Below are 24,437 nucleotides of genomic sequence, written 5' to 3'. Positions count from 1 at the left end.
AAATTAGGCAGGACAGGTGAAGGCGCCGATGGACAGGAGTGAACGGAGGGTGAACCTCGGCGGTCGGCCTGGTGCGACATCACGTCACGGAACGTATCCGACAGATTACGCCAGGTGAAGGACGCTGAGTAGGGCGTCTACGAGTGCCCGGTCGCGGGGGTGTGTGAGCCGGTCGCGCGCGGCGGCGGGGCGCAGCCAGCTGACGCGGTCGACCTCACGGCTGGGCTCGAAGTGGCCGCCGCCTGCCTCGGCCGCCCAGTAGTCGACCTGCTTGGGGCGGCCCTGCGCGAGGTAGTGGAGCGTGGGCAGGCGGGCGCCGGGGACGCAGTGGTGCCCGGTCTCCTCCAGGACCTCGCGCACGGCGGCGGCCAGGGGCTCCTCGGAGTGCTTCAGCTTGCCCTTGGGGTGTGACCAGTCATCGTATTTCGGGCGGTGGACCAGGCAGATCTCCAGCGCGCCGTCCGCCGGGGAGCGGCGCCACAGGACACAGCCGGCCGCGTGGACGGAGCCTGCCGAGGGGGCGGAGCCGCCGGGGTGCGTCACCTCGTACTCACCGTCTCGTGCTGCCAGGCCTGCTGGAAGGCGAACCTCGCCGCCTCGACCTCGTGGCGCTGGTCGGCGTGGAGGACGCCCAGGGCGTACGCCGTGGCGGGGGCGATGCGGGGGGTGCGGGCGGCCTGCGCGGCCGCCGACGCGGCCGCGGCGGCCTCGCGGTGGATGTTCAGGGCGTGGCTCGCCTCGGCCAGGCGGGGCTCGGGTGCGGCGTGGCCGTGCAGGACCTCCAGGGCGTACCTGTGCAGGCGCAGCAGGGAGCGGACCTTCAGCCAGGGGGCGTCCTGGGCGTCCGGCGCGGTTTCGGCCGCCAGGCCGTGGACCAGGGCCTCGGCGTTGTACGGGTGTCCGGCCTGCCCGAGCGGGAGTGCGGCGACCGCTTCGGCGAGGTCGGCGTCGGCCTTGGCGGCCGGCGGCTTCAGGTCGTCCGCGCCGTCGCGCAGGGGGACTTCGCTGGCCAGCACCGCCACGTTGTCCGCTACCGCGTGGAAGCGGGAGGAGCCGATGGCTTGCAGGGCTGCGGAGTGGGCCCGCGTCTTCGCCAGGGTGAGCTGGCGTTCGAGGAGGGCCGCGGCTTTGGCCGCGCCTACGGTCAGGCCTCGGGGGGCGCTGCCTCTCTCCTCGGCGCGCGGCGCTCGGGGCTGTGCCGGGCTCGGCACCAGGGGTGGACCCGAGAGGCGGTGCAGGGCGTTCAGGAGGCGGTGCAGGCGGGTCGCGTACGCGTGTTCCTGGGCCAGGGTGTCCGAGAGCCAGGACAGTTCGGGGCGCAGGGACGCCGCCCACTCGGTGTCCAGGAGCGGGCGGAACGTGTGCAGCGTGGCGCCGATGCGGCGGGCGGCACGGCGCAGGGCGCGGGCCGCCTCCAGGGACGCCTCGGCGCCCTGCGCGTCCGTCGTGGACTCGCGGTGCAGCCGCAGCGACCGGAGGAACTCCGTGGCCTGCTCCTGGAGGTAGGCCGCGAGGACCTCGCCCGCCGTGCCGGTGGTACCCGTCATCTCATGGTGTTGCTGTGCCACGCCGGCGCCTCCGGGCGTCTATGAGCATCTCCTGAACGTTCCGCAGGGGCTGGCCGTCCGGGTCCACCGAGTGGCGGGTCCAGTTGCCGTCCGCGCCCAGGTGCCAGGAGGCGGTGGTGTCCGACATGCCGGTCTCCAGGAGCCGGCTGAGGGCCGCTCGGTGCGCCGGGTCCTGGACCCTGACCAGCGCCTCGATACGGCGGTCGAGATTGCGGTGCATCATGTCGGCGCTGCCGATCCACACCTCCGGTTCGCCGCCGTTGCCGAAGGCGAAGACGCGGGAGTGCTCCAGGAAGCGGCCGAGGACGGATCGTACGCGGATGTTCTCCGAGAGCCCGGCGACGCCGGGCCGCACCGCGCAGATGCCGCGCACCCACACGTCCACCTCGACGCCTGCCTGCGAGGCGCGGTACAGCGAGTCGACGATCGCCTCGTCGACCATCGAGTTGACCTTGATGCGGACGTAGGCGGGGCGGCCCGCGCGGTGGTGCTGTATCTCCTTGTCGATGCGGGAGACGAGGCCGTCGCGCAGGGACTTGGGGGCCACGAGGAGGCGGCGGAAGGTCTCCCTGCGGGAGTAGCCGGAGAGGCGGTTGAACAGGTCGGAGAGGTCCGCGCCGACCTCCGCGTTCGAGGTGAGCAGGCCGAGGTCCTCGTAGAGGCGGGCGGTCTTGGGGTGGTAGTTGCCGGTGCCCACGTGCGAGTAGCGGACCAGGGTCTCGCCCTCCTGGCGTACGACGAGGGAGAGCTTGCAGTGGGTCTTCAGGCCGACGATGCCGTAGACGACGTGGCAGCCCGCCTCCTCCAGCTTCCGCGCCCACTTGATGTTGGCCTGCTCGTCGAAGCGGGCCTTGATCTCGACGAGGACGAGGACCTGCTTGCCGGACTCGGCGGCGTCGATGAGCGCGTCGACTATGGGGGAGTCGCCCGAGGTGCGGTACAGCGTCTGCTTGATCGCGAGGACGTCCGGGTCGGCGGCCGCCTGCTCCAGGAACGCCTGCACGGACGTGGAGAAGGAGTCGTACGGGTGGTGCAGGAGTACGTCGCGTTCGCGAAGGGCGGCGAAGATGTCGGGCGCGGACGCCGACTCGACCTCGGCGAGGTCGCGGTGGGTGCCGGCCACGAACTTGGGGTACTTCAGCTCGGGCCGGTCCAGCTTGGCGATGCTGAAGAGGCCGGTGAGGTCGAGCGGGCCGGGCAGCGGGTAGACCTCGGCCTCGCTGATCTTCAGCTCGCGCACCAGGAGGCTGAGGACGTTCGGGGCGATGGTCTCCTCGACCTCCAGGCGCACCGGGGGCCCGAAGCGGCGCCGCATCAGCTCCTTCTCCAGGGCCTGGAGGAGGTTCTCGGCGTCGTCCTCCTCGACCTCCAGGTCCTCGTTCCTGGTGAGCCGGAACATGTGGTGCTCCTGGATCTCCATGCCCGGGAACAGCTCCTGGAGGTGCGCGGGAGCGGCGATGACGTCCTCTATGGGGACGTACCGCTGGGGGGAGGCCTCCAGGAAGCGGGAGAGCAGCGGAGGGACCTTCACGCGTGCGAAGTGCTGGTGTCCTGAGACCGGGTTGCGTACGACCACGGCGAGGTTGAGGGAGAGTCCCGAGATGTACGGGAAGGGGTGCGCGGGGTCGACGGCCAGCGGCGTCAGGACGGGGAAGATCTGCTGTCGGAAGAGCGTGAAGAGCCGGGACTGCTCCTTCTCGGTCAGCTCGTGCCAGCGCACCAGCTGGATGCCTTCCTCGGCGAGGCCGGGGGCGACGTCGTCGTGGTAGCAGGCGGCGTGCCGGGCCATCAGCTCGCGGGAGCGGTTCCAGATGAGTTCGAGGACCTCGCGGGGCTGGAGGCCCGAGGCCGAGCGGGTGGCGACGCCGGTCGCGATGCGGCGCTTGAGCCCGGCGACGCGGACCATGAAGAACTCGTCCAGGTTCGAGGCGAAGATCGCGAGGAAATTAGCCCGTTCGAGGACGGGTGTCTGCGGATCCTCGGCCAGTTCGAGGACCCGTTCGTTGAACGCGAGCCAACTGCGCTCCCGGTCCAGGAACCGCCCCTGCGGCAGCTCGACGCCGTCGTGCCCCACCTGGGCGTCCTCGTCGTACGCGTCCAGATCGGCGTCGATGTCCGGGGCCAGGTCGGAGATGGTGGCGGCGATGGTGTGCGGCCTGTGCGCGGCGATGGAACCGACGGAAGGCTGGGCGTGCTGTACCTGTCCATGCGTGTTCTGCTGGCTCATAGAGCCATTCTTCCGCGTGGGTACGCCGATGGGCGCGTCGGAGAGCGCGGGAGTGAGGCGGAGCTTCCCGTTCTCCGGGGGCGGGTCGGGCACGGCGGGCTGCATTGGCCGAGCGTCGCAAGCCTGTCTGAATCGGCGGTTACGGCGACATGACGTGCGGGACATCGACGGGAGACCCCCGGGGGTTCGTGGTGCCGGGGGTCTCCGGGAACGTACGTTTCAGGGGGTACGGCGGCGGAGGAGGCGGAACGCGGCGTACGTTGCGGCGGCCGCGAGGGCGAGGACGATGCCGGTCTCCACGAGCTGGAGCGGCCAGAAGTGGGACGAGGGGTGGAAGTCGTTGTACCACCCGGTGACTTGGTGCTCGGCGAAGCACGGGTCGGAGTCCCGTACCGGGTCCCAGCACAGCGACTCCGGCAGCCGGCTCCCGTCGGAGGTGAGCATGCCCCGCTCCACCGGGTAACCGGAGCCGGGGGTGGCCGGGGGAGAGGTGCGCGACCAGCTGACCGTCTCGGTGGCCCACAGGTGGGGCCGCGCCAGTGGCAGTACGGCGACCGCGCTCACGATGACGGCCCCGGCGCCGGTCATTGCGGGCAGCGTGCGGCGCAGCAGGATTCCGGCGAGCGCTCCCACGGCGAGCCCGAGCAGGGCGTACCCGACGGCGACCGGCCCCACCGATCCGTATATCGCGCGCTCGTACCAGGCCGCCCTGTCGTACTCGAGTTCTGGGCCGCTGGTCCATGCCCAGCGCTGCACGGCGGCGAGGAGACCCATTCCGGTGATCACGACTGCGGCGCACACGGCGAGGCGGGCGGCGAGCCAGCGGGCCGGGGAGTACGACTGGGTCCAGGCCAGTTTGTACGTGCCCGTTTCCAGGTCCCTGGCGATGAGCGGGCCCGCGACGAAGACACCGATCAGACAGGGCAGAGCGAGGATCGCCATCCCCATGTAGTCGAGGTTTCTGCCGAACTGCATCTCGGCGTCGAGGTAGCCGCGGACCGGGCCGCCGCACTCCTTCGCGGTCTGCCTGATCGAGCAGTCGGACGCCGCGAAGGCATCGGCCGCGTGTGCGACCCACAGACGGTCGGCGATCAGCGCCGCGGCGCCGAGCGCGAAGAGCCCGAGCGCGATCCACAGGGCGGCCCGGTGCTGGAGCAGGACCGCGCGGTACGGGCCCGGCAGAGTGAAGGCGGTGCGGCGACCCGTCGGCTTCGCGGGCGCCGTCGTCAGCGTGGTCACGCGTTCACCCCGGCCCGGGACGGGGCGGTCGTGCTCGGCGTCAGGAGCACGGGCGCGTCCGGTGATCGGAGATGGGCCAGCAACAGTTCCTCCAGGGAAGGTTCCTCGACCTCCCAGCCGTCGTCGGGCGGGCCCTCGGGACGGATCAGGGCGGTCACCCCGCGGCCGGTGGCGCGGGATTCTATGACCGTGTGGGGGGTGAGGTCCGCGGCCGGGCGGGCGCCGGTCACCAGGGCGTGCGCGGCGACGAGGTCGTCGATGCCGCCGCCGAGCCGGATCCGCCCGCCGGACACGAGGAGCAAGTGGTCGCACGAGTCGGCCAGTTCGCCGACGATGTGCGAGGACATGACGACGGTGGTGCCGTGTTCGGCGGCCTCCGCCATGAGGGTGCCCATCAGCTGATGGCGCGCCAAGGGGTCGAGGTCGGCCATCGGCTCGTCAAGGAGCAGGAGTTCGGCCCGCTTGCCGAGCGCGAGGGCGAGGGCGACGCGGGTGCGCTGTCCGCCGGAGAGCGTACGGACGCGGGCGCCCGGGTCGAGGTCGGCGCCGCCGACGACGCGCTCGGCGACGGCCATGTCCCAGCGGCCCGGGTTGAGTTCGGCGCCGAGGCGCAGCGTGTCGGCGATGGTCAGCCGTGGGTGGAGGGGCTTGTCCTGGGCGACGTACGCCACGCGGGCACGGGCCTGCGCCGGGCTGGTGCCGAGGACGGTCAGGGCGCCCTCGGTGGGCCGGTCGAGGCCCGCCGCGAGGGCGAGCAGCGTGGACTTGCCCGCGCCGTTGGGGCCGACGACCGCGCAGATCCGTCCGACGGGCAGGCGGAACGAGCAGTCGTGCAGGGCGCGTCGGCGCCCGTGGCGTTTGGTGAGGCCGCGTGCCTCGATGGCGGTGTCGGTCATACGGAGTTCCCCCTGGTCGGTGCGGGTGAAGCGGCCGGTGCCGGTGAAGCGGCCGATGCGTGGGTGGCCGTCGGCGCTTGCGGCGGTGCGAACTGCTCTTCGAGTACGGCGGTGAAGATCGCCGCCATGTCGTCCTTCTCCAGGCCCGCCGCGCGGGCCCGCGCGGCCCACTCGGCCAGCTCCCCCCGGAGCGGCGAGTCGGCGGGCGCGCTGCCCAGTGACTTCCGGACGAAGGTGCCGAGGCCTCGGCGGGCCTCGACGAGGCCCTCGCGCTCCAGCTCGCGGTAGGCCTTGAGCACGGTGTTCGGGTTGATGGCGGTCGCCTCGACGACCTCGCGTGCCGTGGGCAGCTTGTCGCCGGGCGCCAACAGGCCAAGGCGCAGGGCCTGTTGGGTCTGCTGGACGATCTGGAGGTAGGTGGCGACGCCGCTGCGCCGGTCGATGCGGTATTCGACCACTGCCTTGCACCACCCTTTCACTAATTGAGTAGTGAAAGGGTGGTGCAAAAATGGGGCGGCGTCAAGTGACGCCGCCCCTCGAAGGGTCCGCCGGCCGGGTAAGGACCCTCGTAAGACCCCGGTCAGGACTCCGTGCGGTACATCAGATCCGTCTCGTGCGTCACGAAGCCGAGCCGCTCGTAGACGCTCACGGCCGCCTTGTTGTCGGCGTCCACGTACAGCATCGCGGTCGGCAGACCCGCTCCCGCGAGGTGGCGCAGGCCCGTCGTGGTCAGGGCCTTGCCGAGGCCGCCGCCCTGGGCGCCGGGGCGCACCCCGACGACGTACACCTCGCCGAGGCTCTCCTGCGCGTGCACCTTCGTCCAGTGGAAGCCGACCAGCTCCCCGCCCTTCTCGGCGAGGAAGAAGCCGGCCGGGTCGAACCACGGCTCCGCCTTGCGGTCGTCGAGGTCGCGCTGGGTGAGGGAGCCCTGCTCGGGGTGGTGCGCGAAGGCCTCGGCGTTCACCGCGAGCCAGGCCGCGTCGTCCTGTCCGGGCACGAAGGTACGTACGGACACGCCTTCCGGGAGGACCGGCTCGGGCAGGTCCAGATCCGCCAACGGGCGCCGCATCTGCCGCAGTTCGCGGAAGAGGGCGAGGCCGAGCACCTGCGCCAGGTGCCGGGCGGCGGAGTGGCCGCCGTGCGCCCACACGCGAAGGCGCCGCCCGGACTCCCCGAGCAGTGCCGCGCCGAGCGCCCGGCCGTGGCCGCGCCCGCGGTAGGTGGGGTGCACGACCAGCTCGGCGGCGGGGGCCTCCACGGGGTCGGTGTCCTCCAGCTGCGCGTACCCCGCAAGCTGGTCGCCGACGCTGAGCAGCAGGTGCCGCACCCCCTCCCGCGCGCCGCCGCGGAGCTGGAGCCGCCCCTGCTCGGACACCGCCTGCTGCCCATCGGCGCGGGCGGCCTCCGCGAGGAGCCCGAGCACGGCGTCGGCCTGTGCGGGGGTGAGGGCGGCGAGCGTATCGATCTTCCGGAGGGGAGCGGGAGCCTCGGCGGGCCGGTCGTCAGTCATGGGTCGAGGGTACGGCGGCGGGCCGCGGGAGGGACGGACCGGCGGGAACGCAGGTCGCACGCGGGGTTGGTGGCTAGGGTGCGCGGATGAGAACTCCCCGTGAGGCGGCACGAGTTGCTGTCGTCGACCCCCAAGGCGCCGTCTTCCTCTTCCGTTACGACAACGAGGAGGTCGGAGTCCACTGGGCCATGCCCGGCGGCGGTCTGGAGCCCGGGGAGGGGCCCGAGGAGGGCGCGCTGCGCGAGCTGCGCGAGGAGACGGGGTGGGCGGATGTGGCTCCCGGGCCGCTGCTGTGCACGTGGGAGCACGACTTCACGCGCGCGGGGGTGCCGGTGCGCCAGCACGAGCACATCTACCTCGCCCACGGCCCGCGCCGGGCGCCGGCCGAGCGGGCGGCCGCCGCGCGCGCCGCGGACAGGATCCTCCACTGGCGCTGGTGGGCCCCGGCGGAGCTGGCCGCCACTCCCGACGCGCTGTGGCCGCCCCGGCTGCCGGAACTGCTCGCGCCCCTGCGCGGGGTGGGCGGCGCGCCTCTCACTCCGGTGGACTTCGGTTACGTACCGAACCGGGCGGCCCAGCCGGGCGGCCCAGCCGGGGGTCCCAGCGGGGCGGGCTCAGCCGGGCGACAGGGCTGGGTGACAGAACCGGACATCGGGTGAAGTGACCGTATCGCTCCCGATGGCAACCACCTCGTAACCCGTAACCCCCTGTTGCGCTACGCGCGTTGACTTTAGGCTGCGCTCGGCGGAATCGCCCTCCCAGTCGTCTCACACCACCCCCAGGGGGGACACGTGTCAACCACACCCCATCCACGCAGGCCCGGACGCCGCGCCACGCGCGTACTCGCCGCGGCCGCCTCGCTCGCCACGCTCGGCGCGCTGGCCGCCGCGCTTCCCGCAAGCGCGGGCCAGGACCAGGCGGGCGGGGGCAAGGGCGGCAAGAAGCGCACGGTGGACGTGCAGCTGCTGTCCTTCAACGACTTCCACGGCAACCTCCAGCCGCCCGCCGGCTCCTCGGGCCAGGTGACGGAGAAGCAGCACGACGGGACCGAGAAGAAGATCGACGCCGGCGGTGTCGAGTACCTCGCCACCTCGCTGCGCACCGCCCGCAAGGCGCACCCCTACAGCGTCACGGCCGCCGCCGGTGACCTGATAGGCGCCAGCCCCCTGCTCTCCGGCCTCTTCCACGACGAGCCGACGGTCCAGGCGATGAACAAGCTGGACCTGGACGTGAGCAGTGTCGGCAACCACGAGTTCGACGAGGGCGCCAAGGAGCTGGCCCGCATACAGAACGGCGGCTGCCACCCCAAGGACGGCTGCTTCGAGAAGGACGGGAAGGGCAAGCCCAAGAAGTTCGAGGGCGCCGACTACCCCTACCTCGCCGCGAACGTCACGGACGAGAAGACCGGCAAGCCCATCCTCAAGCCCTACTGGGTGTGGAAGCACAAGGGCGTGAAGGTCGGCTTCATCGGCGTCACCCTCGAAGGCACCCCGGACATCGTCTCCGCCGAGGGCATCAAGGGCCTGAAGTTCCACGACGAGATCAAGACGGTCAACAAGTACGCCGAGATCCTCGACAAGCAGGGCGTGAAGTCCATCGTCACGCTCATCCACGAGGGCGGCGCCCCCGCGAGCCAGTCGTACAACTACGACTGCGACTCCCCGGGCGCGGGCGACGGCATCTCCGGGCCGATAACCGACATCGCCAAGGGCATCACGCCCAAGGTCGACGCGCTCGTCACCGGGCACACGCATGCCGCGTACGTCTGTACGATCCCCGACCCCGCGGGCAAGCCGCGCATGGTCACCTCGGCGTCCTCCTACGGGAAGCTCTACACCGACACCACGCTCACGTACGACCGCAGGACCAAGGACATCGTGCGTACGAGCGTGAAGTCGGCGAACCACGTGGTCAGCCGTGAGCAGGCCAAGGCCCCGGACATGACCTCGCTGATCAACCGCTGGGACAAGCTGGCCGCACCCATCGCCAACAAGCCCGTCGGTTACATCTCCGGGGACATCCCCGGCCGTGGCGCGGGAGTCCCCGAGGCCCCGCTCGGCGACCTCATCGCGGACGCGCAGCTCGCACACGCCAAGTCCCTCGACCCGGAGGCCGACCTGGCGCTGATGAACCCCGGCGGTATCCGCTCCGACCTCGTCCACAAGGCGAGCGGCAGCGAGGGCGACGGGGTCGTCACGTACGGCGAGGCGTTCACCGTGCAGCCCTTCAGCAACACGGTCAACCTCGTGGACCTGACCGGCGCGCAGCTCGTCACCGCCCTGAAGCAGCAGGTCGGCGGGGCCAACCAGGCCTCCCCGAAGATCCTTCAGGTGTCGGAGGGACTGACGTACACGCTGGACATGACCAAGAGCGGCGCCGACCGTGTCGTGACGGACTCCATCAAGCTGAACGGCAAGGCGCTCGACCCGGCGGCCACCTACCGCGTCGCGCTGAACTCCTTCCTCGCGGGCGGCGGCGACGGCTTCCCCGAGCTGGGCAAGGGCACGAAGCCGCTGGTCGGCGCCGACGACCTGAAGGCGTTCAACGACTATCTGGCCGCCAACTCCTCGGCGGACAAGCCGATCGCGCCGCCGAAGGCGGACCGCATCACGATCGTGAAGTGACGCAGCCGACGTCCGGCTGAACTTGGGGTGGGGTGTGAACGTATGGTGAGATCATCTGATGCGTTCCCCCCACCGCATAACCACGGAACCGCCCCCGGACAAGCCCTACACCAACCCGTACGACGAGCTGGCCGCACTCGCGCCGAACCCGCTTGAGGAGTTCCTCCACGAGGACAAGCCCGACGCGGCCGACGAGGCTCCCTGGGAGCCGCCCAACCACCGACGCGGCAGCCGCCGCCGTAGCAGGTTCAGGGCCCGCGGCCGTAGCAGGGGCAGGGCCCGCGGCCGCTTCGCCGGTCTGCCGCTCGCCGCGAAGGCCCTGGTGGCGCTCCTCGTCGTCGCCGCCTTCCTCGCCCTGGGCGACCGCTGGGCCCTGCTCTACGCCGAGCACGAGGCCGCGGAGAAGCTCAAGGAGCAGATGGACCTGAGCGCGGCGCCCGAGGTCGAGATCGAGGGGTTCCCGTTCCTCACGCAGGTGCTCGACAAGCGCCTGGACCAGGTGAAGGTGACCGTCCCGGACGTGGCGGCCGACCGCGTCTCGCTCGCCAAGGTCTCCGCGACCGCCACGGACATCACGATCCAGGGGGACGGGCCCACCTCGGTCAAGGGCGCCCGCATCGGCGCGATGGAGGGCGAGGTGCTGCTCTCCTTCGAGGACCTGGGCCGCGAACTGGGCGCCTCCCAGGTCACGTTCACCGGCAAGGGCCGCGACCAGGTCCTCGCGCGCGGCACGCTGCCCGTCGCGGGGCACGACCTGAAGGTGCGCGCCGACGCCCGCATCCAGCGCAACGGCGAGCGCGGGATCTCCACCGACATCCGCCGCATGAGCCTGCAACTCGGCGACCTGGCGACCTACCGTCCGGGCACGCGCGAGAAGGAGGGCCTGCACCTGTCGCGCAGCTCGGCGGACCGCGTGGCCAAGGAGACCGCCAAGGCGAAGGCGCTGCTGTCCGTGCCCGCGATCGTCAAGCGGCTCGGCGTGCCCGAGTCCGTGGTGCGGGAGGCCCTCAAGAGCGACGCCAAACTCAATGACCTCACCGGTTCGCCGCGCTTCGTGAACGACGTGATGGGCCTGAACCTCATCGACGTGGCGATGGGCCACCCCTGGCTGCTCAAGAAGCTCGGCCTGGACCCGGCCCTGCTCAAGGGCCTCTCCCAGCTCACCCGCCCCGCCCTGGCCGACCGCCTCACCCTCGCCTTCCAACTGCCGAAGGTGCCGGGCGAGGGGACGGTGTCGCTGCGGGACGTGACGGTGGAGAAGGAGGGGATCCGGGTGCGGCTGACGGGAGTGGGACTGGGCTTCGGGAGCTGAGCCGCGGGGCTTCGGTCACTTGGCCGCTTCGAGGGCCGCGCGCCAGGTCGGGCTGTCCACGTAGTGGTTGTCGTACTGCTCGGAGGAGTCCTTGATCTCCTGGGGGCTCGCCTCGCCCCGCATCACGCGGCCCAGGAGGCGCAGGTAGTCGAAGCGGGGCATGCCCGGCGTGAAGACGAACAGGACGTCGGCCTCCGAGCCGGGGGCCGCGGCGAAGGCGTGCGGGGTGTGCGGCGGCACCAGCAGGAAGTCGCCCTGCTCCAGGGTCTCGACCTCGTCGTCAACGAGCACGTTGAGGGAGCCGCCGATGACGAAGAACAGCTCCGAGGCCTTGGTGTGGAAGTGGGCGGGGGCGCCCACCGCCCCCTTGGCGAAGGTCGAGCGGTAACTGGTGACCGAGCTGCCGTCCGTACCGGAGTCGGCGAGCAGGGTCATCACGCTGCTCGGGTCACTGGTGGTCTCGGCGGTGGCGGCGCGGGTCAGGACGGGCTTGAGGATGTTGGAGTTCATGGTTGTTCTCCCTGCTCAGGGGCGGCGACCGGGGCTTCCCCCGCGGCTTGTAAGGACGACTCTAGGTCCCCAATTGGCCCTGATCAGGGTGCAGTCACAAGCAGAAAAGACCGGTCAATTCAGGGTGGGCGCGCCCGGCGGCATCGCGTCCGGAGGGGGCGTCGACGCACCCGGCAGCCGTACGGAGGCCACCGTGCCGCCGCCGTCCGCCGCACCCAGCGTGACCTCGCCGCCGGCCTGGCCCACCGTGCGGGCCACGATCGAGAGGCCGAGGCCCGAACCCGGCAGGCTCCTGGCGGAGGGGGAGCGCCAGAAGCGGTCGAAGACGTGGGGGAGTTCGTCCGCGGGGATGCCGGGGCCGTGATCGCGTACGGTCAGTTCGCCGCCGCGCAGGGCCACCTCGATGGCGGAGCCGGGAGGGCCGAACTTCACGGCGTTGTCCAGGAGGTTGACCACGGCGCGTTCCAGGGCGGCGGGCTCCGCGCGGACGTACCAGGGGGTCACGTCGGCGGTGAAGGTCAGCTCCGGACCGCGCAGCCTGGCCCGTTCCAGGGCGGCTTCCACGATGTCGTGCAGGGCGATGACCTGGACCTTGCTGCCGTGGCCCGCGTCGGGCCTGGACAGCTCCTGCAAGTCGCCGATCAGCGCGGCGAGTTCCGTCATCTGCGCCTTGACGGAGGCGAGCAGGGCGCGGCGGTCGTCGGGCGGGATGGCCCGGCCGGTGTCCTCGCTGCGGACAAGGAGTTCGATGTTCGTCCGCAGGGAGGTCAGCGGGGTGCGCAGCTCGTGGCCCGCGTCGGCGATCAGCTGCTGCTGGAGGTCGCGGGAGGAGGCCAGCGAGGCCGTCATGGAGTTGAAGGACTCCGACAGGCGGGCGATCTCGTCGTCGCCCTCGACGGGGATACGAAGGCCGAGGTCCTCGGTGCGGGCCACGTGCTCCACGGCCTCGGTGAGGCGGTCCACGGGGCGGAGTCCGGTGCGGGCGACCCACAGGCCGGCGGCGCCGGCGCCGAGGATGCCGATTCCGCCCACGGCGGTCAGCAGCAGGGCCAGCTTGCTCAGCGGCTCGTCGATCTCCGAGAGCGGGCGGGCCAGGGTCACCGTGTAGCGGCTGTCGGGGTCCACCTGGGTCAGCACGCGCACCGCGGCCCCGTCGTCCGTCCTGGCGTCGTGCAGGCTCTCCGCCCGCAGGTGCTGGGCCACTTCGACGTCGGAGTCCTGCACCACCACGGGCGTGGAGTCGCGGCCCACGCAACGCGAGCCGTCCGGCCGGATGATCTGGACGAAGACGGTGGTGGTGCCGGGAGACGTCTCACCGTCGGGCCGGGTGCGGCCGTCATTGCAGTCCGCGGCCGTCACGTCCAGGTAGACGCGGCCCACGTTCAGGCTGCGCAACGAGGCGTCCATCTGGTCCCGCAGCTGCGCGCGGGTCAGCACCCAGCAGGAGACCGCGACCGCCGCGACGGCGAGGGCCACCGCCACGGTGACCAGCAACGCCAGACGGGAGCGCAACGGCAGCCCCCGGAACCGCCCGGCGAGCCCGCTCACTCGCCGCCCCGCAGCACGTACCCCACACCCCGCACCGTGTGCACGAGGCGCGGCTCGCCGCCCGCTTCCGTCTTGCGGCGCAGGTACATCACGTAGACGTCGAGGGAGTTGGAGGTGGGCTCGAAGTCGAAGCCCCAGACGGCCTTGAGGATCTGCTCGCGCGTCAGGACCTGGCGGGGGTGTGCGAGGAACATCTCCAGGAGGGTGAACTCCGTGCGGGTCAGCTCGACCGTGCGCCCGCCCCGCGTGACCTCGCGCGTCGCCAGGTCCATCCGCAGGTCGGCGAAGGCGAGGGTGTCCCCCTCCTCGGCCTTGCCCGCCCCGGCGGCGTACGAGCTGCGCCGCAGCAGCGCGCGGATACGGGCGAACAGCTCGTCCAGCTCGAACGGCTTGACCAGGTAGTCGTCGGCCCCCGCGTCGAGACCCGTGACGCGGTCGCCGACCGTGTCGCGCGCGGTCAGCATGAGGATCGGCGTGGTCGAGCCGGTGGCGCGGAGCCTGCGGGCGGCGGTGAGGCCGTCCATGCGGGGCATCTGGATGTCGAGTACGACGAGGTCGGGGCGGTAGGCCGCGGCCTTCTCCAGCGCGTCGGCGCCGTCGACGGCGACCTGTGTGCCGTATCCCTCGAAGGCGAGGCTGCGCTGCAACGCCTCCCGCACGGCGGGTTCGTCGTCCACGATCAGGATGCGCAGCTGCTCGCGGTCACCGGTGCGGTCGCCTTCGGCGGGGCTCATGGGCTTCGGACTTCCTCGGTAAGGGGCGAAAACGGGGCCGGTATCAGCCTCGCACGCGGGCGCGGTCGGCGCGGGTCAGGTCTTCGAGCCGGACCGGAGCTTGCCGAGGTCGTCCTTGACGGTGTTGATGGGGATGGCGAAGCCGAGGCCGACGCTGCCGGATCCCGACTCGGCGCCCGCCTGCGTCGAACTGGGCGAGTACATCGCGGAGTTGATGCCGATGATGTTGCCGTTCATGTCGATGAGGGCGCCACCGGAGTTGCCGGGGTTGAGGGAGGCGTCGGTCTGGAGCGCCTTGTACGTGGTCTTCGACGACCCGGTGTCGCCGTTGAACTCCTGCCCGCCGAACTCGAACGGCCAGCCGCCCTGCGGACTGCGCGGCTGCTCCTGGCCCTCGCCGGTGGAGACGGTGACGTCCCGGTCGAGCGCGGAGACGATGCCGCTGGTGACGGTGCCGGTCAGGCCCTCGGGGGAGCCGATGGCGACGACCTCGTCGCCGACCTTGACGTTGTCGGAGTCGCCGAGGGTCGCGGGCTTGAGCCCGGAGGCGCCCTTCAGCTGGATGAGCGCGAGGTCCTTCTTGCTGTCGGTGCCGACGACCTCGGCGTCGTACGTCCTGCCGTCGTTCGTCCGCACCTTGATCGAGGTGGCCCCGGCGATGACGTGGTTGTTCGTGACGATCTCGCCGTCGCTCCTAGTGATCACACCGGAGCCGGTGGACTTGCCCTGGGCGGTGGTGGCGCTGATCTCGACGATGCTGGGGCTGACCGCCTCGGCGACGCCGGAGACGGTGCCCTTCTTGCTGGTCGGCACGACGTCGGTGCTGGTGGCGGAGGAGTGGGTGCCCTGGTCGGTGAGCGTCTGCACGGCGTACGCGGTTCCGCCGCCGACCGCTGCGGCCGCGATGGCGACGGCGGCGAGGAGGGCGACGGGGCCCTTGGCGCGGCGGCGCCTCGGGGCGGGGTTCGGGGGTGCTTCCGCCGGCGTGTAGGCGGGCGGGGGCGGATAGGCGCCGCCGCCGCTCTGCGTACCGCCGTGGTGCACAGGCGCGGGCGGCTGATGCGTGGGGTACTCGCCGCTGGGGCGGAAGGTCTCGGTCATGCCTTTGAGATTGACCGGCTTAGATGAGAGGGGGCTTAGTACGTCCTGAGAAGGGCGGCAGAAGTACGTATGCCCCTTATAAAGGTCCGGGGTAACGGGTGGGCGGGTGGGAAAACTCCCCGCGAAGCGGCAACCGACCCGCACCCGCGGGCCCGCCCCGGCAGGGGCCCCCGCTCAAGGCCAGAGGCCAGCTACTCGCAGCCGCAGGACTGCCGTACGACCAACCGCGAGGGAAACAGCTTCAGCCGCTCCCGGCGCGAGCCGGCGACGCGGAGGCCGTCGTCCAGGACCAGGTCCACCGCCGCGCGGGCCATCGCGGGGCGGTCCGAGGCCACCGTCGTCAGCGGGGGATCCGTCAGCCCCGCCTCCTTGACGTCGTCGAAGCCGGCCACGGCCAGCTCCCCGGGGACGTCGATGCGCAGCTCCCGCGCCGCCCGGAGCACGCCGATCGCCTGGTCGTCCGTGGAGCAGAAGATGGCGGAGGGCCTGTCGGGCCCGGCGAGCAGCTCCAGGCCCACCTGGTACGCGTCGTAGCGGTTGTACGGCGCTTCGAAGAGCCGCCCCTCCACCGACCGCCCGGCCTCCCGCATCGCGCGCCGCCAGCCCTCGACGTGGTCGGAGACGGGGTCGCCGACGGTCGGGGTCTCGGCCATGCCGCCGAGGCAGGCGACGTACTCGTGGCCGTGTTCGAGGAGGTGCCGGGTGGCGAGCTGCGCGCCGCCGACGTCGTCCGTGACGACCGCGACGTCGTCGATGGCCTCGGGCCGCTCGTGCAGCAGCACCACGCGCGCGTCCCACGCGTCTATCTCGGCGGCGGCCTGGTCGGTCAGGCCGTGGCTGACGAGGATGAGGCCGGAGACCCGCATGCCGAGGAAGGCGCGGAGGTAGTGGGTCTCGCGCTCCTCCACGTAGTCGGAGTTGCCGACGAGGACCATCTTTCCGCGCTCGGACGCCGCCTGTTCGACCGCGTGCGTCATCTCCGCGAAGAACGGCTGGCGCGCGTCCGGCACGATCATGCCTATGAGGTCCGTACGGCGGGACGCCATGGCCTGGGCGACCCGGTCGGGGCGGTAGCCCAGCTCCTTGATCGCGGCGAGTACGCGCTCGCGCGTGGCCGGGGCGACCGGCCGGGGTCCGTTGTTGATGACATAACTGACGACAGCGGTCGAAGTACCCGCCAGTCGCGCCACATCGTCCCGCGTCACCTTGGCCACGCGCGCAGTCTACGCGGATGGACCTACCGCCCCGTAGGGCGTACGGCAGCGTCCTCCTTGGCGGACTCGGCCCGCGGCGTCGCCGCCTTCGCCTTCTCCTCGTCGGCCGCCCGCTCCACCTTCTCCGGGGTGACGAAGCGGTAACCGACATTCCGGACCGTGCCGATCAGCGACTCGTGCTCGACGCCGAGCTTCGCCCGCAGCCGCCGCACATGGACGTCGACCGTGCGGGTGCCGCCGAAGTAGTCGTAGCCCCAGACCTCCTGGAGCAGCTGGGCGCGGGTGAAGACCCGGCCCGGGTGCTGCGCCAGGTACTTGAGCAGTTCGAACTCCTTGAAGGTCAGGTCGAGCACCCGGCCCTTGAGCTTCGCGCTGTACGTCGCCTCGTCCACGGAGAGATCGCCGTTGCGGATCTCCATGGGGGAGTCGTCGGAGGTGATCTGCTGGCGGCCCATGGCGAGCCGCAGCCGTGCCTCGACCTCGGCCGGTCCCGCCGTGTCGAGGAGTACGTCGTCGATGCCCCAGTCCGCGGTGACGGCCGCGAGACCGCCCTCCGTCACGACGAGGACCAGCGGGCAGCCGGGCCCGGTGGAGCGCAGCAGCTGGCAGAGGCTGCGCACCTGGGGGAGGTCACGGCGTCCGTCGATGAGGATGACGTCGGCACCGGGGGTGTCGACGAGAGCGGGCCCCTCCGCGGGGGCGACGCGCACGTTGTGAAGGAGCAGGCCGAGGGCGGGGAGCACCTCCGTCGACGGCTGGAGGGCATTGGTCAGGAGCAGCAGAGAACTCACCGCCGACCACCTGCCCGGGTCGTCCGACTGTCGTGCACGTTTCGCTCGCCCATAACGTCTGGTTCCTCCTCGGTCCCTGCGGAGGGGGTCCCCCCTGCTCATTCAGAGCTGGGGGCGTTTACGGCACTGCTTCGTACTGAGTCACGCTGTCCTCCAAAACCCGCGCCCGGGGTTCTGAAAGCACGAAAGGACCCGGGGGCTGCGCTGCCCGGATCCTCTGCCCAGCAGAATAGCCCACATGAGTTCCGGTCCGGCAGGTCAAGCGGCGCGATCTTCTGTGCAGCCGATCACTCGCGCTCCGTCCGGTGTTCAACGGCGCGCAACGCTCCGTACACAGGACGGGGTCGCCATCGAGGCCGCGTACGACCCGGGTCCCGGGCCCGGCGGCGGGGTCGCGGTCGTCGTCGCGCACGGCTTCACCGGCGACCTCTCGCGGCCGCACGTGCGCCGCATCGCGCGCGTCTTCGCCCAGCGTGCGGCCGTGATCACCTTCTCCTTCCGGGGGCACGGCGGCTCCGGCGGGCACTCCACGGTCGGGGACCGGGAGGTGTTCGACCTGGCGGCGGCGGTGGAGTGGGCGCGGTCCCTCGGACACGCGCGCGTGGTGACCGTGGGCTTCTCGATGGGCGGTTCCGTCGTCGTGCGGCACGCCGCGTCGCACAGGGGGCGCACCGAAGCGCGCGCCGACGCGGTGGTCGCGGTGAGTGCGCCGGCCCGCTGGTACTACCGGGGGACGGCGCCGATGCGGCGGCTGCACTGGGTCGTCACGCGGCCCGCCGGGCGCGTGGTCGGCCGCTTCGGGCTCCGCACGCGAATCCACCCGCACGAGTGGGACCCCGTCCCCCTTTCGCCGGTCGAGTCCGTCGCCCTCATGGGCACGACGCCGCTGCTCGTCGTGCACGGCACCCGGGATCCGTACTTCCCCGTCGATCACCCGAGGGCGCTGGCCGCCGCCGCGCCGGAGGGGGCCGAACTGTGGCTGGAAGAAGGCATGGGGCACGCGGAGCACGCCGCCTCGGACGGGCTGGTCGGCCGGATCGCGGCATGGGCCACGGCATCATGGACGTCGGCAACGCCGACCGAGACCTCGGCGACCGCCGACTGAAAGGGGAGTCGCATGGTGAACGGCACCATTCGTTACTGGGCCGCTGCCAAGGCGGCCGCGGGAGTCGCCGAGGAGCCGTACGCGGCGGCGACGCTCGCCGAAGCGCTGGACGCCGCCCGCGAGCGGCACCCGGGAGAACTGGTCCGGGTCCTCCAGCGCTGCTCCTTCCTGATCGACGGTGACCCCGTCGGGACCCGCGGGCATGAGACCGTACGGCTGGCCGAGGGCGGCACGGTCGAGGTGCTCCCGCCGTTCGCAGGAGGATGAGCGCCATGTCCAATCAGCCGTACGAGGGGCACGAGGGGTACGAGGGGTACGACCCGTACTCCGGGCAGCAGCAGTACCCCGGGGCTCCGTACCCGGACCAGCAGCAGTACGCGCAGCAGCCGTATCCGGATCAGCAGTACGCGCAGGAGCCGTATCAGCAGCAGTACGGGCAGCAGTCCTATGCGGACCAGCAGCAGTACGGGCAGCAGTCGTACGGGGACCAGCAGCAGTACGCCCAGCAGCCGTACGCGGATCAGCAGCAGTACCCGCAGGCGTACGCCCAGGACCAGTCCACCCAGCAGTGGGAGGGGCAGACCTGGGAGACGCAGGCACAGCCGCCCGTCGTCGCGGTGGACGTGACGGAGACCGCGTATCTGCCCGCGCAGGGCGACGCGTACGACAGGCCCGCCGAGGGTTCGGGCGGTGGCCCCGGTGGGGGTTCCGAGGGCGGCTCCGGTGACGCGCCCACCTACGGTCCCGCCACCACCACCGGCAACGCCCGTGTCACCGATGCCCAGCGCGCCCGTGCCGAGGGTCGATCGCCCGTCATAGAGCCGGGGATGCAGCCCGCGGCCCTGACCGCGGTCCTCGGGCTGCTGCTCGCCGCGGGTGCCGCCGTCGGGTCGTACGCACTGCTCGCACCGCTGGTGATCCTGCAAGCGGTGACCGCGGCCGGCTGGTTCCGGCTCAACGGCATGTGGCCGGCGCGGCAGGGCATCGCGCTGGCCTTCCTCGGGGGTGTCGTCGCCGACGCCGTCCTGCTAGGCGTCGGCAAGGAGAACGCGCCCGCCGCCATCCTCGGCACGCTCGGCGTGTGGGTGCTGCTGGTGCTCGTCCTCCAGCTGCGCAGCCGCGCGGGTGCCGACGAGCGGATGTACGGGCTCATGGCCACCGTCGTCTCCGCCGCGCTCGCGATCATCGCGGCCGGGCACCTCGCGGCCGCGTCCGACGCTGTCACCGTGGGCGGTGTCGCGGTCGCCGTCGCGATCCTCGCCCGCGCGCTGCCGCTGCCCACGCCCGTCTCCGTCGTCGTCGCGCTGCTCGCGGCCACCGGCGCCGGGGTCGCCGTCGGCGGGCTGACCGACCTGGGGAGCAAGGGGGCGCTGCTCGCCTTCGGCGCGGGGGTCTGCGCGCTGATCGGGCACCGCGTGGCGAGCTACGACTACCCGTCCCGCTTCGTGCACATGACGGCGGGCGTCGCGCTGCCGCTGGCCGCCGCCGCGCCGGCCGTCTACGTCCTCGGGCGTGCCATCGGCTGACGGCCGTACACCGTCACAGCTGATCGACAGGTCCCCGGCCGGTCCCACCGGCCGGGGACCTGTCCTTTAGGCTCGCGGAAAGGACAGTTGAGGCGGGGGAACAAGGTGGGGGAACACCGGACATGAGCAAGCGCGCCGTACGCATACTTCTGATCGTCGTGGTGATCCTCGGAGGGCTCTTCGTGGCGGCCGACCGGCTCGCCGTGAACTTCGCCGAGGGCGAGGCGGCGGACAAGCTGCGTACCAACGAGGGGCTGAGCGAGACGCCCGACGTCTCCATCAAGGGGTTCCCGTTCCTGACGCAGGTCGCGGGCGGTGAGCTGGACGAGGTCGAGGTCGGCATCAAGGACTACGACGCCAGGTCCGGCTCCGACTCGATCCGCATCGCCGACCTGACGGCCCGGATGAAGGGCGTGAAGTTCTCCGGCGACTACAGCTCGGCGACCGCCGCGACCGCCACGGGCACGGCCCACGTCTCGTACGACGAACTCCTGAAGGCCGGCAAGTCCGAGCCCGTGGGGCTGCCGCTCGGCGCCACCGGCAAGGTGGTCGGCCTCTCCGACGGCGGCAACGGCAAGGTCAAGGTCGAGGTCGAGGTCAGCAAGGGGGGCACGAAGCTGCCCAAGCCCGTCCACGTGCTCAGCTCGGTGCGGGTCGAGGGCGACAGCATCGTGGTCCACGCGGACGAGATCCCGAAGAAGCTGGAGGTCCTCGGCGTCTCCATCCCGCTGCCCGAGGGCATGGTCCGCGACGTCACCGACTTCAAGCAGAAGGTCGACGACCTGCCGGCCGGGATAAAGCTGGAGAAGGTCGAGGCGGCGCCGGACGGCGTGGACATGTCCGTGACGGGTTCGGACGTGAGCCTGACCGGCTGAACCCCGCCGGCCTGACCGGCTGGACCCCGCCGCCGTGGGGCGTCGTCCGCAGAGCGAGACGCACCCGTCCGGCGGGCGGATGTGATGGGCGTGACATGGAGCCCGGGGCCCCGTCGGGGCGGCCCCGGGCTTCAACCATTCCCACATAGTGGACGATCGTGTCTCAGTATGCGGAGCCCCGGTGACACGGCCGCCTCCGCATCCCTACGATCGGCCCTATGAACCGACAGGCGGACCTCACGAAGCGGCGGGCAGTAGACCTGTGCCGCGTCGCCGCCATGCTCTGTCGCACCTTCTAGCGGGAGATCCAACTCCCGTATTCCCCCGGCCCGTCGACGACTTCGGTCAGGGCCACCCCCCGTGCCACGTACGCCGCGCCTCCCCGCGCTTGTCCGCCGTACGCGCACGTCCCCTCGCACAGCCGTACCGCCGTAACTGCCCCGGAGGAGAGAAGCATGAGCCGCAGCGATGTCCTGGTAGACGCCGACTGGGTCGAGGCCCACATCGAGGACCCGAAGGTCGTCATCGTCGAGGTCGACGAGGACACCTCCGCGTACGACAAGAACCACATCAAGAACGCGGTCCGCATCGACTGGACCAAGGACCTCCAGGACCCGGTCCGCCGCGACTTCATCGACCAGGAGGGCTTCGAGAAGCTCCTGTCGGCGAAGGGCATCGCGAACGACTCCACCGTCGTCCTCTACGGCGGCAACAACAACTGGTTCGCCTCGTACGCCTTCTGGTACTTCAAGCTCTACGGCCACCAGGACGTGAAGCTCCTCGACGGCGGCCGCAAGAAGTGGGAGCTGGACTCCCGCGACCTGGTCGACGGCGCCGAGGTCCCGAAGCGTCCCGTCACCGACTACAAGGCCAAGGCCCAGGACACGTCGATCCGCGCCTTCCGCGACGACGTCGTGGCGGCCATCGGCTCCAAGAACCTGGTCGACGTGCGCTCGCCCGACGAGTTCAGCGGCAAGCTGCTCGCCCCGGCCCACCTCCCGCAGGAGCAGTCGCAGCGCCCCGGCCACGTGCCGAGCGCCCGCAACATCCCGTGGTCGAAGAACGCCAACGACGACGGCACCTTCAAGTCCGACGAGGAGCTGAAGGCGCTCTACGAGGCCGAGCAGGTGGACCTGTCGAAGGACACGATCGCCTACTGCCGCATCGGTGAGCGTTCGGCCCTGACCTGGTTCGTCCTGCACGAGCTGCTCGGCCAGACCAACGTCAAGAACTACGACGGCTCCTGGACCGAGTACGGCTCGCTCGTCGGCGTGCCGATCGAGCTGGGCGCCAACAAGTAATCCCGGACCTCCCGTCCCCTCCCCCTCATCCTCAGGAGTACGACATGTGTGGAGCAAAGGCCGGCGGCCCCGACGCTTCGACGATCAAGCCCGGTGAGACCACGATCCAGGGCCAGGTGACCCGCGACGGCGAGCCCGTCACCGGTTACGTGCGCCTGCTCGACTCGACCGGCGAGTTCACCGCCGAGGTGCCCACCTCGGCGACCGGCCAGTTCCGGTTCTACGCGGCCGAGGGCACGTGGACCGTCCGGGCGCTGGTCCCCGGCGGCACGGCCGACCGCACGGTCGTCGCGCAGACGGGCGGCCTCGCGGAGGTGGCGATCGCGGTCTGATCCGCGCCGCACCATGAACGGCTGAAGGGCCGCACCCCAGGGGGTTGGACGCCACTGGAACGGGGTGCGGCCCTTCAGCCCGTGCGGGCCTACGCTGGACACATGTACGCACGACGACGTCATACGTACTTCGTCATGATGGGCATCTGCATCGCCCTGTTCGTCCTGGCCTGGGGCGTCGTGCGGCTGTGGTCGATCCCCGTCGCCGTCGGCATGTGCGTCGTGGCGATGGTGATCCCGCCGGTCGCCGCCATGGTCGCCAACCGGCGAGGGCCCGAGGACCGCTGGTGGGACGACCCCTCGGGTGATCCGAAGTCCGACGAGTGGTGGGACGAGCTGGACGGCAAGCGGCACCCGCAGTAGGCCGCTCAGTACACGAGCGCCTGGACGCCGTCCGTCGTCGCCTCCTGGACGAAGACCTGCGCGCCCGCGATCCGTACGCCCGCGATGACGTCCTGCTCCGAGATGTCGCGGCGCGCCGCGCACTGCGTGCAGAGCGTGATCCGGCCCGCCGCCATGATCGAGTCGATCAGATCCGGCAGCGGCGCCGCGTGCGGAAGGTCGAATTCCGCCGCCCGGCCCGGCAGTGCGAACCACGACGACTCACCGGTCAGCCAGAGGGACACCTCCACCCCGCTGGCCACGGCCACGGCCGCCACCGTGAAGGCCTGCGAGCAGCGCTCGGGGGCGTCGGCCCCGGCGGTCACCTTGATCACGAGCTTCTTCGCCATGGCCGCATCGTAAGGCCCCTCACAGAGAGGGACGGGCGCCGCCCGACTACAGTGGGACCGGCTCTGATACCTGCCCCAACAGCTCACCGAGGAGCACCCCGTGCTTGAGGCCTTCTTCTCCGCCCTGCTGGTTCTTGTCTGCGTCGGCGTTCTCGCCTTCGCCGGGCTCACCGTGAAGAAGCTGTACCAGGGCCAGCGCTGACCACCGCCACCACCACCCCCTCCACAGATCGTCTGAGCTTCCCATGATCGAGATTCCGTCCGACCTGAACCCCGACCTCGTCCCCCTCGCCTTCCTCCTCGGCAACTGGGCGGGCGCGGGCGTCACCGACTTCCCCGGCGCCGAGAAGGCGAATTTCGGCCAGGAGGTCTCCTTCACGCACGACGGGCGGGACTTCATCGAGTACCGCTCGTACACCTGGGTGCTCGACTCCGAGGGCAACAAGGTCAAGCCGCTGGAGACCGAGTCCGGCTTCTGGCGCATCGACAAGGACCGCAAGGTCGAGGTCGTGATGGTCCGCGACGACGGCGTCGTCGAGGTCTGGTACGGCGAGCTGGCCGACAAGAAGCCGCAGATCGACCTGGTCACGGACGCCGTCGCGCGCACCGCTGCCGCCGGCCCCTACACCGGCGGCAAGCGGCTCTACGGCTATGTGAAGGGCGACCTGATGTGGGTCGGCGAGAAGCAGACCCCCGAGGTGTCGCTGCGCCCCTACATGTCGGCGCAGCTGAAGAAGGTCGTCACGCCCGAGGAGGTCGCCGACATGGCGCGCAACCTCGGCGATCTGCCCGACGACGGCATCGCCTTCTTCAAGTAGAGGTCGTCTTCTTCAAGTAGACCTAGACTTGTCGGCGTGGCGAGCACCGACTCCGACTGGAAGAGCGACCTGCGGCAGCGCGGCTACCGGCTGACGCCGCAGCGCCAGCTTGTCCTCGAAGCCGTCGACACCCTTGAGCACGCGACCCCCGACGACATCCTCTGCGAAGTGCGCAAGACGGCGTCGGGGGTCAACATCTCCACGGTCTACCGCACGCTGGAGCTGCTGGAGGAGCTGGGCCTCGTCTCGCACGCCCATCTCGGGCACGGCGCGCCCACCTACCACCTGGCGGACCGGCACCACCACATCCACCTGGTCTGCCGGGACTGCACGGGCGTCATCGAGGCCGACACCTCCGTGGCCGCGGAGTTCACCGCCAAGCTGCGGGAGACCTTCGGGTTCGACACCGACCTGAAGCACTTCGCGATCTTCGGGCAGTGCGAGAAGTGCCGCCAGAAATAAAAGCCGCCGCCCA

27 protein-coding genes are annotated in these 24,437 nt (G+C 71.2%); 13 read left to right on the top strand and 14 right to left on the bottom strand.

The window, feature by feature from the left end; translation table 11 throughout:
* Positions 1 to 105: 105 nt before the first annotated feature.
* The 7 genes from CP975_RS16435 to mshD all read right to left on the bottom strand — a co-directional run bounded on the left by CP975_RS16435 (position 106) and on the right by mshD (position 7,440).
* Positions 106 to 543 carry an NUDIX hydrolase gene (locus CP975_RS16435; protein WP_055533189.1) on the bottom strand — a complete coding sequence of 146 codons (438 nt, stop codon included), beginning with the start codon at positions 541 to 543 and terminating at the stop codon, positions 106 to 108.
* Positions 540 to 1,568 carry a CHAD domain-containing protein gene (locus tag CP975_RS16430; RefSeq protein ID WP_055533191.1) on the bottom strand — a complete coding sequence of 343 codons (1,029 nt, stop codon included), beginning with the start codon at positions 1,566 to 1,568 and terminating at the stop codon, positions 540 to 542. Before CP975_RS16430 ends, CP975_RS16435 begins: the two co-directional genes overlap by 4 nt.
* A complete protein-coding gene (locus CP975_RS16425; protein ID WP_425474254.1) occupies positions 1,549 to 3,900 on the bottom strand; it encodes an RNA degradosome polyphosphate kinase in 2,352 nt (783 codons plus the stop codon). Before CP975_RS16425 ends, CP975_RS16430 begins: the two co-directional genes overlap by 20 nt.
* A 114-nt stretch (positions 3,901 to 4,014) precedes the next feature.
* Positions 4,015 to 5,034, bottom strand: a complete 1,020-nt coding sequence (locus CP975_RS16420; protein WP_055533195.1) for a hypothetical protein — start codon at positions 5,032 to 5,034, stop codon at positions 4,015 to 4,017.
* On the bottom strand, positions 5,031 to 5,930 hold the full coding sequence (locus tag CP975_RS16415; RefSeq protein WP_055533197.1) for an ABC transporter ATP-binding protein: 900 nt from the start codon (positions 5,928 to 5,930) through the stop codon (positions 5,031 to 5,033). Before CP975_RS16415 ends, CP975_RS16420 begins: the two co-directional genes overlap by 4 nt.
* Entirely contained in the window at positions 5,927 to 6,388 is a 462-nt protein-coding gene (locus CP975_RS16410) for a GntR family transcriptional regulator (RefSeq protein WP_055533199.1), read from the bottom strand. The genes CP975_RS16415 and CP975_RS16410 overlap by 4 nt, the downstream gene beginning before the upstream one ends.
* Positions 6,389 to 6,510: 122 nt before the next feature.
* Positions 6,511 to 7,440: a mycothiol synthase gene (mshD, locus tag CP975_RS16405; RefSeq protein WP_055533201.1), complete on the bottom strand. Its 930-nt coding sequence runs from the start codon at positions 7,438 to 7,440 to the stop codon at positions 6,511 to 6,513.
* Positions 7,441 to 7,526: 86 nt separating this feature from the next.
* Between mshD and CP975_RS16400 the strand changes: the two genes are divergently transcribed.
* From CP975_RS16400 to CP975_RS16390, 3 genes are all read left to right on the top strand, one after another.
* A complete protein-coding gene (locus CP975_RS16400) occupies positions 7,527 to 8,099 on the top strand; it encodes an NUDIX domain-containing protein (RefSeq protein WP_150477046.1) in 573 nt (190 codons plus the stop codon).
* 132 nt (positions 8,100 to 8,231) lie between these two features.
* Positions 8,232 to 10,064 carry a bifunctional metallophosphatase/5'-nucleotidase gene (locus tag CP975_RS16395; RefSeq protein WP_055533203.1) on the top strand — a complete coding sequence of 611 codons (1,833 nt, stop codon included), beginning with the start codon at positions 8,232 to 8,234 and terminating at the stop codon, positions 10,062 to 10,064.
* A gap of 58 nt (positions 10,065 to 10,122) precedes the next feature.
* Positions 10,123 to 11,376: an LmeA family phospholipid-binding protein gene (locus tag CP975_RS16390; protein WP_055533205.1), complete on the top strand. Its 1,254-nt coding sequence runs from the start codon at positions 10,123 to 10,125 to the stop codon at positions 11,374 to 11,376.
* A 15-nt stretch (positions 11,377 to 11,391) separates the two neighbouring features.
* Here CP975_RS16390 and CP975_RS16385 read toward each other — a convergent pair whose 3' ends face one another.
* The 6 genes from CP975_RS16385 to CP975_RS16360 all read right to left on the bottom strand — a co-directional run bounded on the left by CP975_RS16385 (position 11,392) and on the right by CP975_RS16360 (position 17,274).
* On the bottom strand, positions 11,392 to 11,886 hold the full coding sequence (locus CP975_RS16385; RefSeq protein WP_055533208.1) for a cupin domain-containing protein: 495 nt from the start codon (positions 11,884 to 11,886) through the stop codon (positions 11,392 to 11,394).
* Positions 11,887 to 12,000: 114 nt separating this feature from the next.
* Positions 12,001 to 13,434: a sensor histidine kinase gene (locus tag CP975_RS16380; RefSeq protein WP_055533210.1), complete on the bottom strand. Its 1,434-nt coding sequence runs from the start codon at positions 13,432 to 13,434 to the stop codon at positions 12,001 to 12,003.
* On the bottom strand, positions 13,431 to 14,168 hold the full coding sequence (locus tag CP975_RS16375) for a response regulator transcription factor (protein ID WP_150477045.1): 738 nt from the start codon (positions 14,166 to 14,168) through the stop codon (positions 13,431 to 13,433). Before CP975_RS16375 ends, CP975_RS16380 begins: the two co-directional genes overlap by 4 nt.
* A gap of 75 nt (positions 14,169 to 14,243) precedes the next feature.
* Entirely contained in the window at positions 14,244 to 15,269 is a 1,026-nt protein-coding gene (locus CP975_RS16370; RefSeq protein WP_150477044.1) for a S1C family serine protease, read from the bottom strand.
* Positions 15,270 to 15,460: 191 nt separating this feature from the next.
* Complete coding sequence (locus CP975_RS16365; protein ID WP_150477043.1) at positions 15,461 to 16,483, bottom strand: LacI family DNA-binding transcriptional regulator; 1,023 nt, start codon at positions 16,481 to 16,483, stop codon at positions 15,461 to 15,463.
* A gap of 23 nt (positions 16,484 to 16,506) precedes the next feature.
* Entirely contained in the window at positions 16,507 to 17,274 is a 768-nt protein-coding gene (locus tag CP975_RS16360) for a response regulator transcription factor (RefSeq protein ID WP_055533904.1), read from the bottom strand.
* A gap of 238 nt (positions 17,275 to 17,512) precedes the next feature.
* On the opposite strand from CP975_RS16360, the gene CP975_RS16355 reads away from it, so the two are divergent.
* The 8 genes from CP975_RS16355 (at position 17,513) to CP975_RS16325 (ending at position 22,776) form a co-directional block, all read left to right on the top strand.
* Entirely contained in the window at positions 17,513 to 18,379 is an 867-nt protein-coding gene (locus CP975_RS16355; protein ID WP_055533906.1) for an alpha/beta fold hydrolase, read from the top strand.
* Positions 18,380 to 18,391: 12 nt separating this feature from the next.
* Positions 18,392 to 18,646 carry a MoaD/ThiS family protein gene (locus tag CP975_RS16350; RefSeq protein ID WP_055533908.1) on the top strand — a complete coding sequence of 85 codons (255 nt, stop codon included), beginning with the start codon at positions 18,392 to 18,394 and terminating at the stop codon, positions 18,644 to 18,646.
* Positions 18,647 to 18,651: 5 nt separating this feature from the next.
* Positions 18,652 to 19,905, top strand: coding sequence for a hypothetical protein (locus tag CP975_RS16345; RefSeq protein WP_055533910.1), 1,254 nt, complete (start codon positions 18,652 to 18,654; stop codon positions 19,903 to 19,905).
* Between the two features lie 122 nt (positions 19,906 to 20,027).
* On the top strand, positions 20,028 to 20,780 hold the full coding sequence (locus tag CP975_RS16340) for an LmeA family phospholipid-binding protein (RefSeq protein ID WP_055533912.1): 753 nt from the start codon (positions 20,028 to 20,030) through the stop codon (positions 20,778 to 20,780).
* A 218-nt stretch (positions 20,781 to 20,998) separates the two neighbouring features.
* Positions 20,999 to 21,079, top strand: coding sequence for a putative leader peptide (locus CP975_RS36615; protein ID WP_356580218.1), 81 nt, complete (start codon positions 20,999 to 21,001; stop codon positions 21,077 to 21,079).
* Between the two features lie 156 nt (positions 21,080 to 21,235).
* Positions 21,236 to 22,081, top strand: a complete 846-nt coding sequence (locus CP975_RS16335) for a sulfurtransferase (protein ID WP_055533914.1) — start codon at positions 21,236 to 21,238, stop codon at positions 22,079 to 22,081.
* Between the two features lie 44 nt (positions 22,082 to 22,125).
* On the top strand, positions 22,126 to 22,413 hold the full coding sequence (locus CP975_RS16330; RefSeq protein ID WP_054232391.1) for a DUF1416 domain-containing protein: 288 nt from the start codon (positions 22,126 to 22,128) through the stop codon (positions 22,411 to 22,413).
* A 102-nt stretch (positions 22,414 to 22,515) separates the two neighbouring features.
* Entirely contained in the window at positions 22,516 to 22,776 is a 261-nt protein-coding gene (locus tag CP975_RS16325; RefSeq protein WP_055533916.1) for a DUF3099 domain-containing protein, read from the top strand.
* Positions 22,777 to 22,781: 5 nt separating this feature from the next.
* Here the strand turns inward: CP975_RS16325 and CP975_RS16320 are convergent, their stop codons facing one another.
* Complete coding sequence (locus CP975_RS16320; RefSeq protein ID WP_055533918.1) at positions 22,782 to 23,144, bottom strand: DsrE family protein; 363 nt, start codon at positions 23,142 to 23,144, stop codon at positions 22,782 to 22,784.
* A gap of 245 nt (positions 23,145 to 23,389) precedes the next feature.
* Between CP975_RS16320 and CP975_RS16310 the strand changes: the two genes are divergently transcribed.
* Positions 23,390 to 23,962, top strand: a complete 573-nt coding sequence (locus CP975_RS16310) for a heme-binding beta-barrel domain-containing protein (RefSeq protein ID WP_030784840.1) — start codon at positions 23,390 to 23,392, stop codon at positions 23,960 to 23,962.
* 36 nt (positions 23,963 to 23,998) lie between these two features.
* The gene (locus CP975_RS16305) at positions 23,999 to 24,424 is read left to right on the top strand and encodes a Fur family transcriptional regulator (protein ID WP_030784838.1); all 426 of its coding nucleotides are present in this window, start codon (positions 23,999 to 24,001) and stop codon (positions 24,422 to 24,424) included.
* Positions 24,425 to 24,437 lie beyond the last annotated feature (13 nt).

Origin of the sequence: Streptomyces alboniger, from assembly GCF_008704395.1 — a bacterium.
GTDB lineage: Bacteria > Actinomycetota > Actinomycetes > Streptomycetales > Streptomycetaceae > Streptomyces > Streptomyces alboniger.
Note: the sequence above shows the minus strand (reverse complement) of the source record. Positions and strands in the feature narration are given on the sequence as shown.

What these genes read in the sequence shown, in the direction of transcription:
- CP975_RS16375 (WP_150477045.1), bottom strand. Translation starts at nt 14,168, where the DNA reads ATGAGCCCCGCCGAAGGCGACCGCACCGGTGACCGCGAGCAGCTGCGC.
- CP975_RS16425 (WP_425474254.1), bottom strand. Translation starts at nt 3,900, where the DNA reads ATGCAGCCCGCCGTGCCCGACCCGCCCCCGGAGAACGGGAAGCTCCGC.
- CP975_RS16335 (WP_055533914.1), top strand. Translation starts at nt 21,236, where the DNA reads ATGAGCCGCAGCGATGTCCTGGTAGACGCCGACTGGGTCGAGGCCCAC.
- CP975_RS16310 (WP_030784840.1), top strand. Translation starts at nt 23,390, where the DNA reads ATGATCGAGATTCCGTCCGACCTGAACCCCGACCTCGTCCCCCTCGCC.
- CP975_RS16385 (WP_055533208.1), bottom strand. Translation starts at nt 11,886, where the DNA reads ATGAACTCCAACATCCTCAAGCCCGTCCTGACCCGCGCCGCCACCGCC.
- CP975_RS16320 (WP_055533918.1), bottom strand. Translation starts at nt 23,144, where the DNA reads ATGGCGAAGAAGCTCGTGATCAAGGTGACCGCCGGGGCCGACGCCCCC.
- CP975_RS16330 (WP_054232391.1), top strand. Translation starts at nt 22,126, where the DNA reads ATGTGTGGAGCAAAGGCCGGCGGCCCCGACGCTTCGACGATCAAGCCC.
- CP975_RS16340 (WP_055533912.1), top strand. Translation starts at nt 20,028, where the DNA reads ATGAGCAAGCGCGCCGTACGCATACTTCTGATCGTCGTGGTGATCCTC.
- CP975_RS16390 (WP_055533205.1), top strand. Translation starts at nt 10,123, where the DNA reads ATGCGTTCCCCCCACCGCATAACCACGGAACCGCCCCCGGACAAGCCC.
- CP975_RS36615 (WP_356580218.1), top strand. Translation starts at nt 20,999, where the DNA reads ATGAACCGACAGGCGGACCTCACGAAGCGGCGGGCAGTAGACCTGTGC.
- CP975_RS16415 (WP_055533197.1), bottom strand. Translation starts at nt 5,930, where the DNA reads ATGACCGACACCGCCATCGAGGCACGCGGCCTCACCAAACGCCACGGG.
- mshD (WP_055533201.1), bottom strand. Translation starts at nt 7,440, where the DNA reads ATGACTGACGACCGGCCCGCCGAGGCTCCCGCTCCCCTCCGGAAGATC.
- CP975_RS16325 (WP_055533916.1), top strand. Translation starts at nt 22,516, where the DNA reads ATGTACGCACGACGACGTCATACGTACTTCGTCATGATGGGCATCTGC.
- CP975_RS16370 (WP_150477044.1), bottom strand. Translation starts at nt 15,269, where the DNA reads ATGACCGAGACCTTCCGCCCCAGCGGCGAGTACCCCACGCATCAGCCG.
- CP975_RS16350 (WP_055533908.1), top strand. Translation starts at nt 18,392, where the DNA reads ATGGTGAACGGCACCATTCGTTACTGGGCCGCTGCCAAGGCGGCCGCG.
- CP975_RS16355 (WP_055533906.1), top strand. Translation starts at nt 17,513, where the DNA reads ATGAGTTCCGGTCCGGCAGGTCAAGCGGCGCGATCTTCTGTGCAGCCG.
- CP975_RS16400 (WP_150477046.1), top strand. Translation starts at nt 7,527, where the DNA reads ATGAGAACTCCCCGTGAGGCGGCACGAGTTGCTGTCGTCGACCCCCAA.
- CP975_RS16345 (WP_055533910.1), top strand. Translation starts at nt 18,652, where the DNA reads ATGTCCAATCAGCCGTACGAGGGGCACGAGGGGTACGAGGGGTACGAC.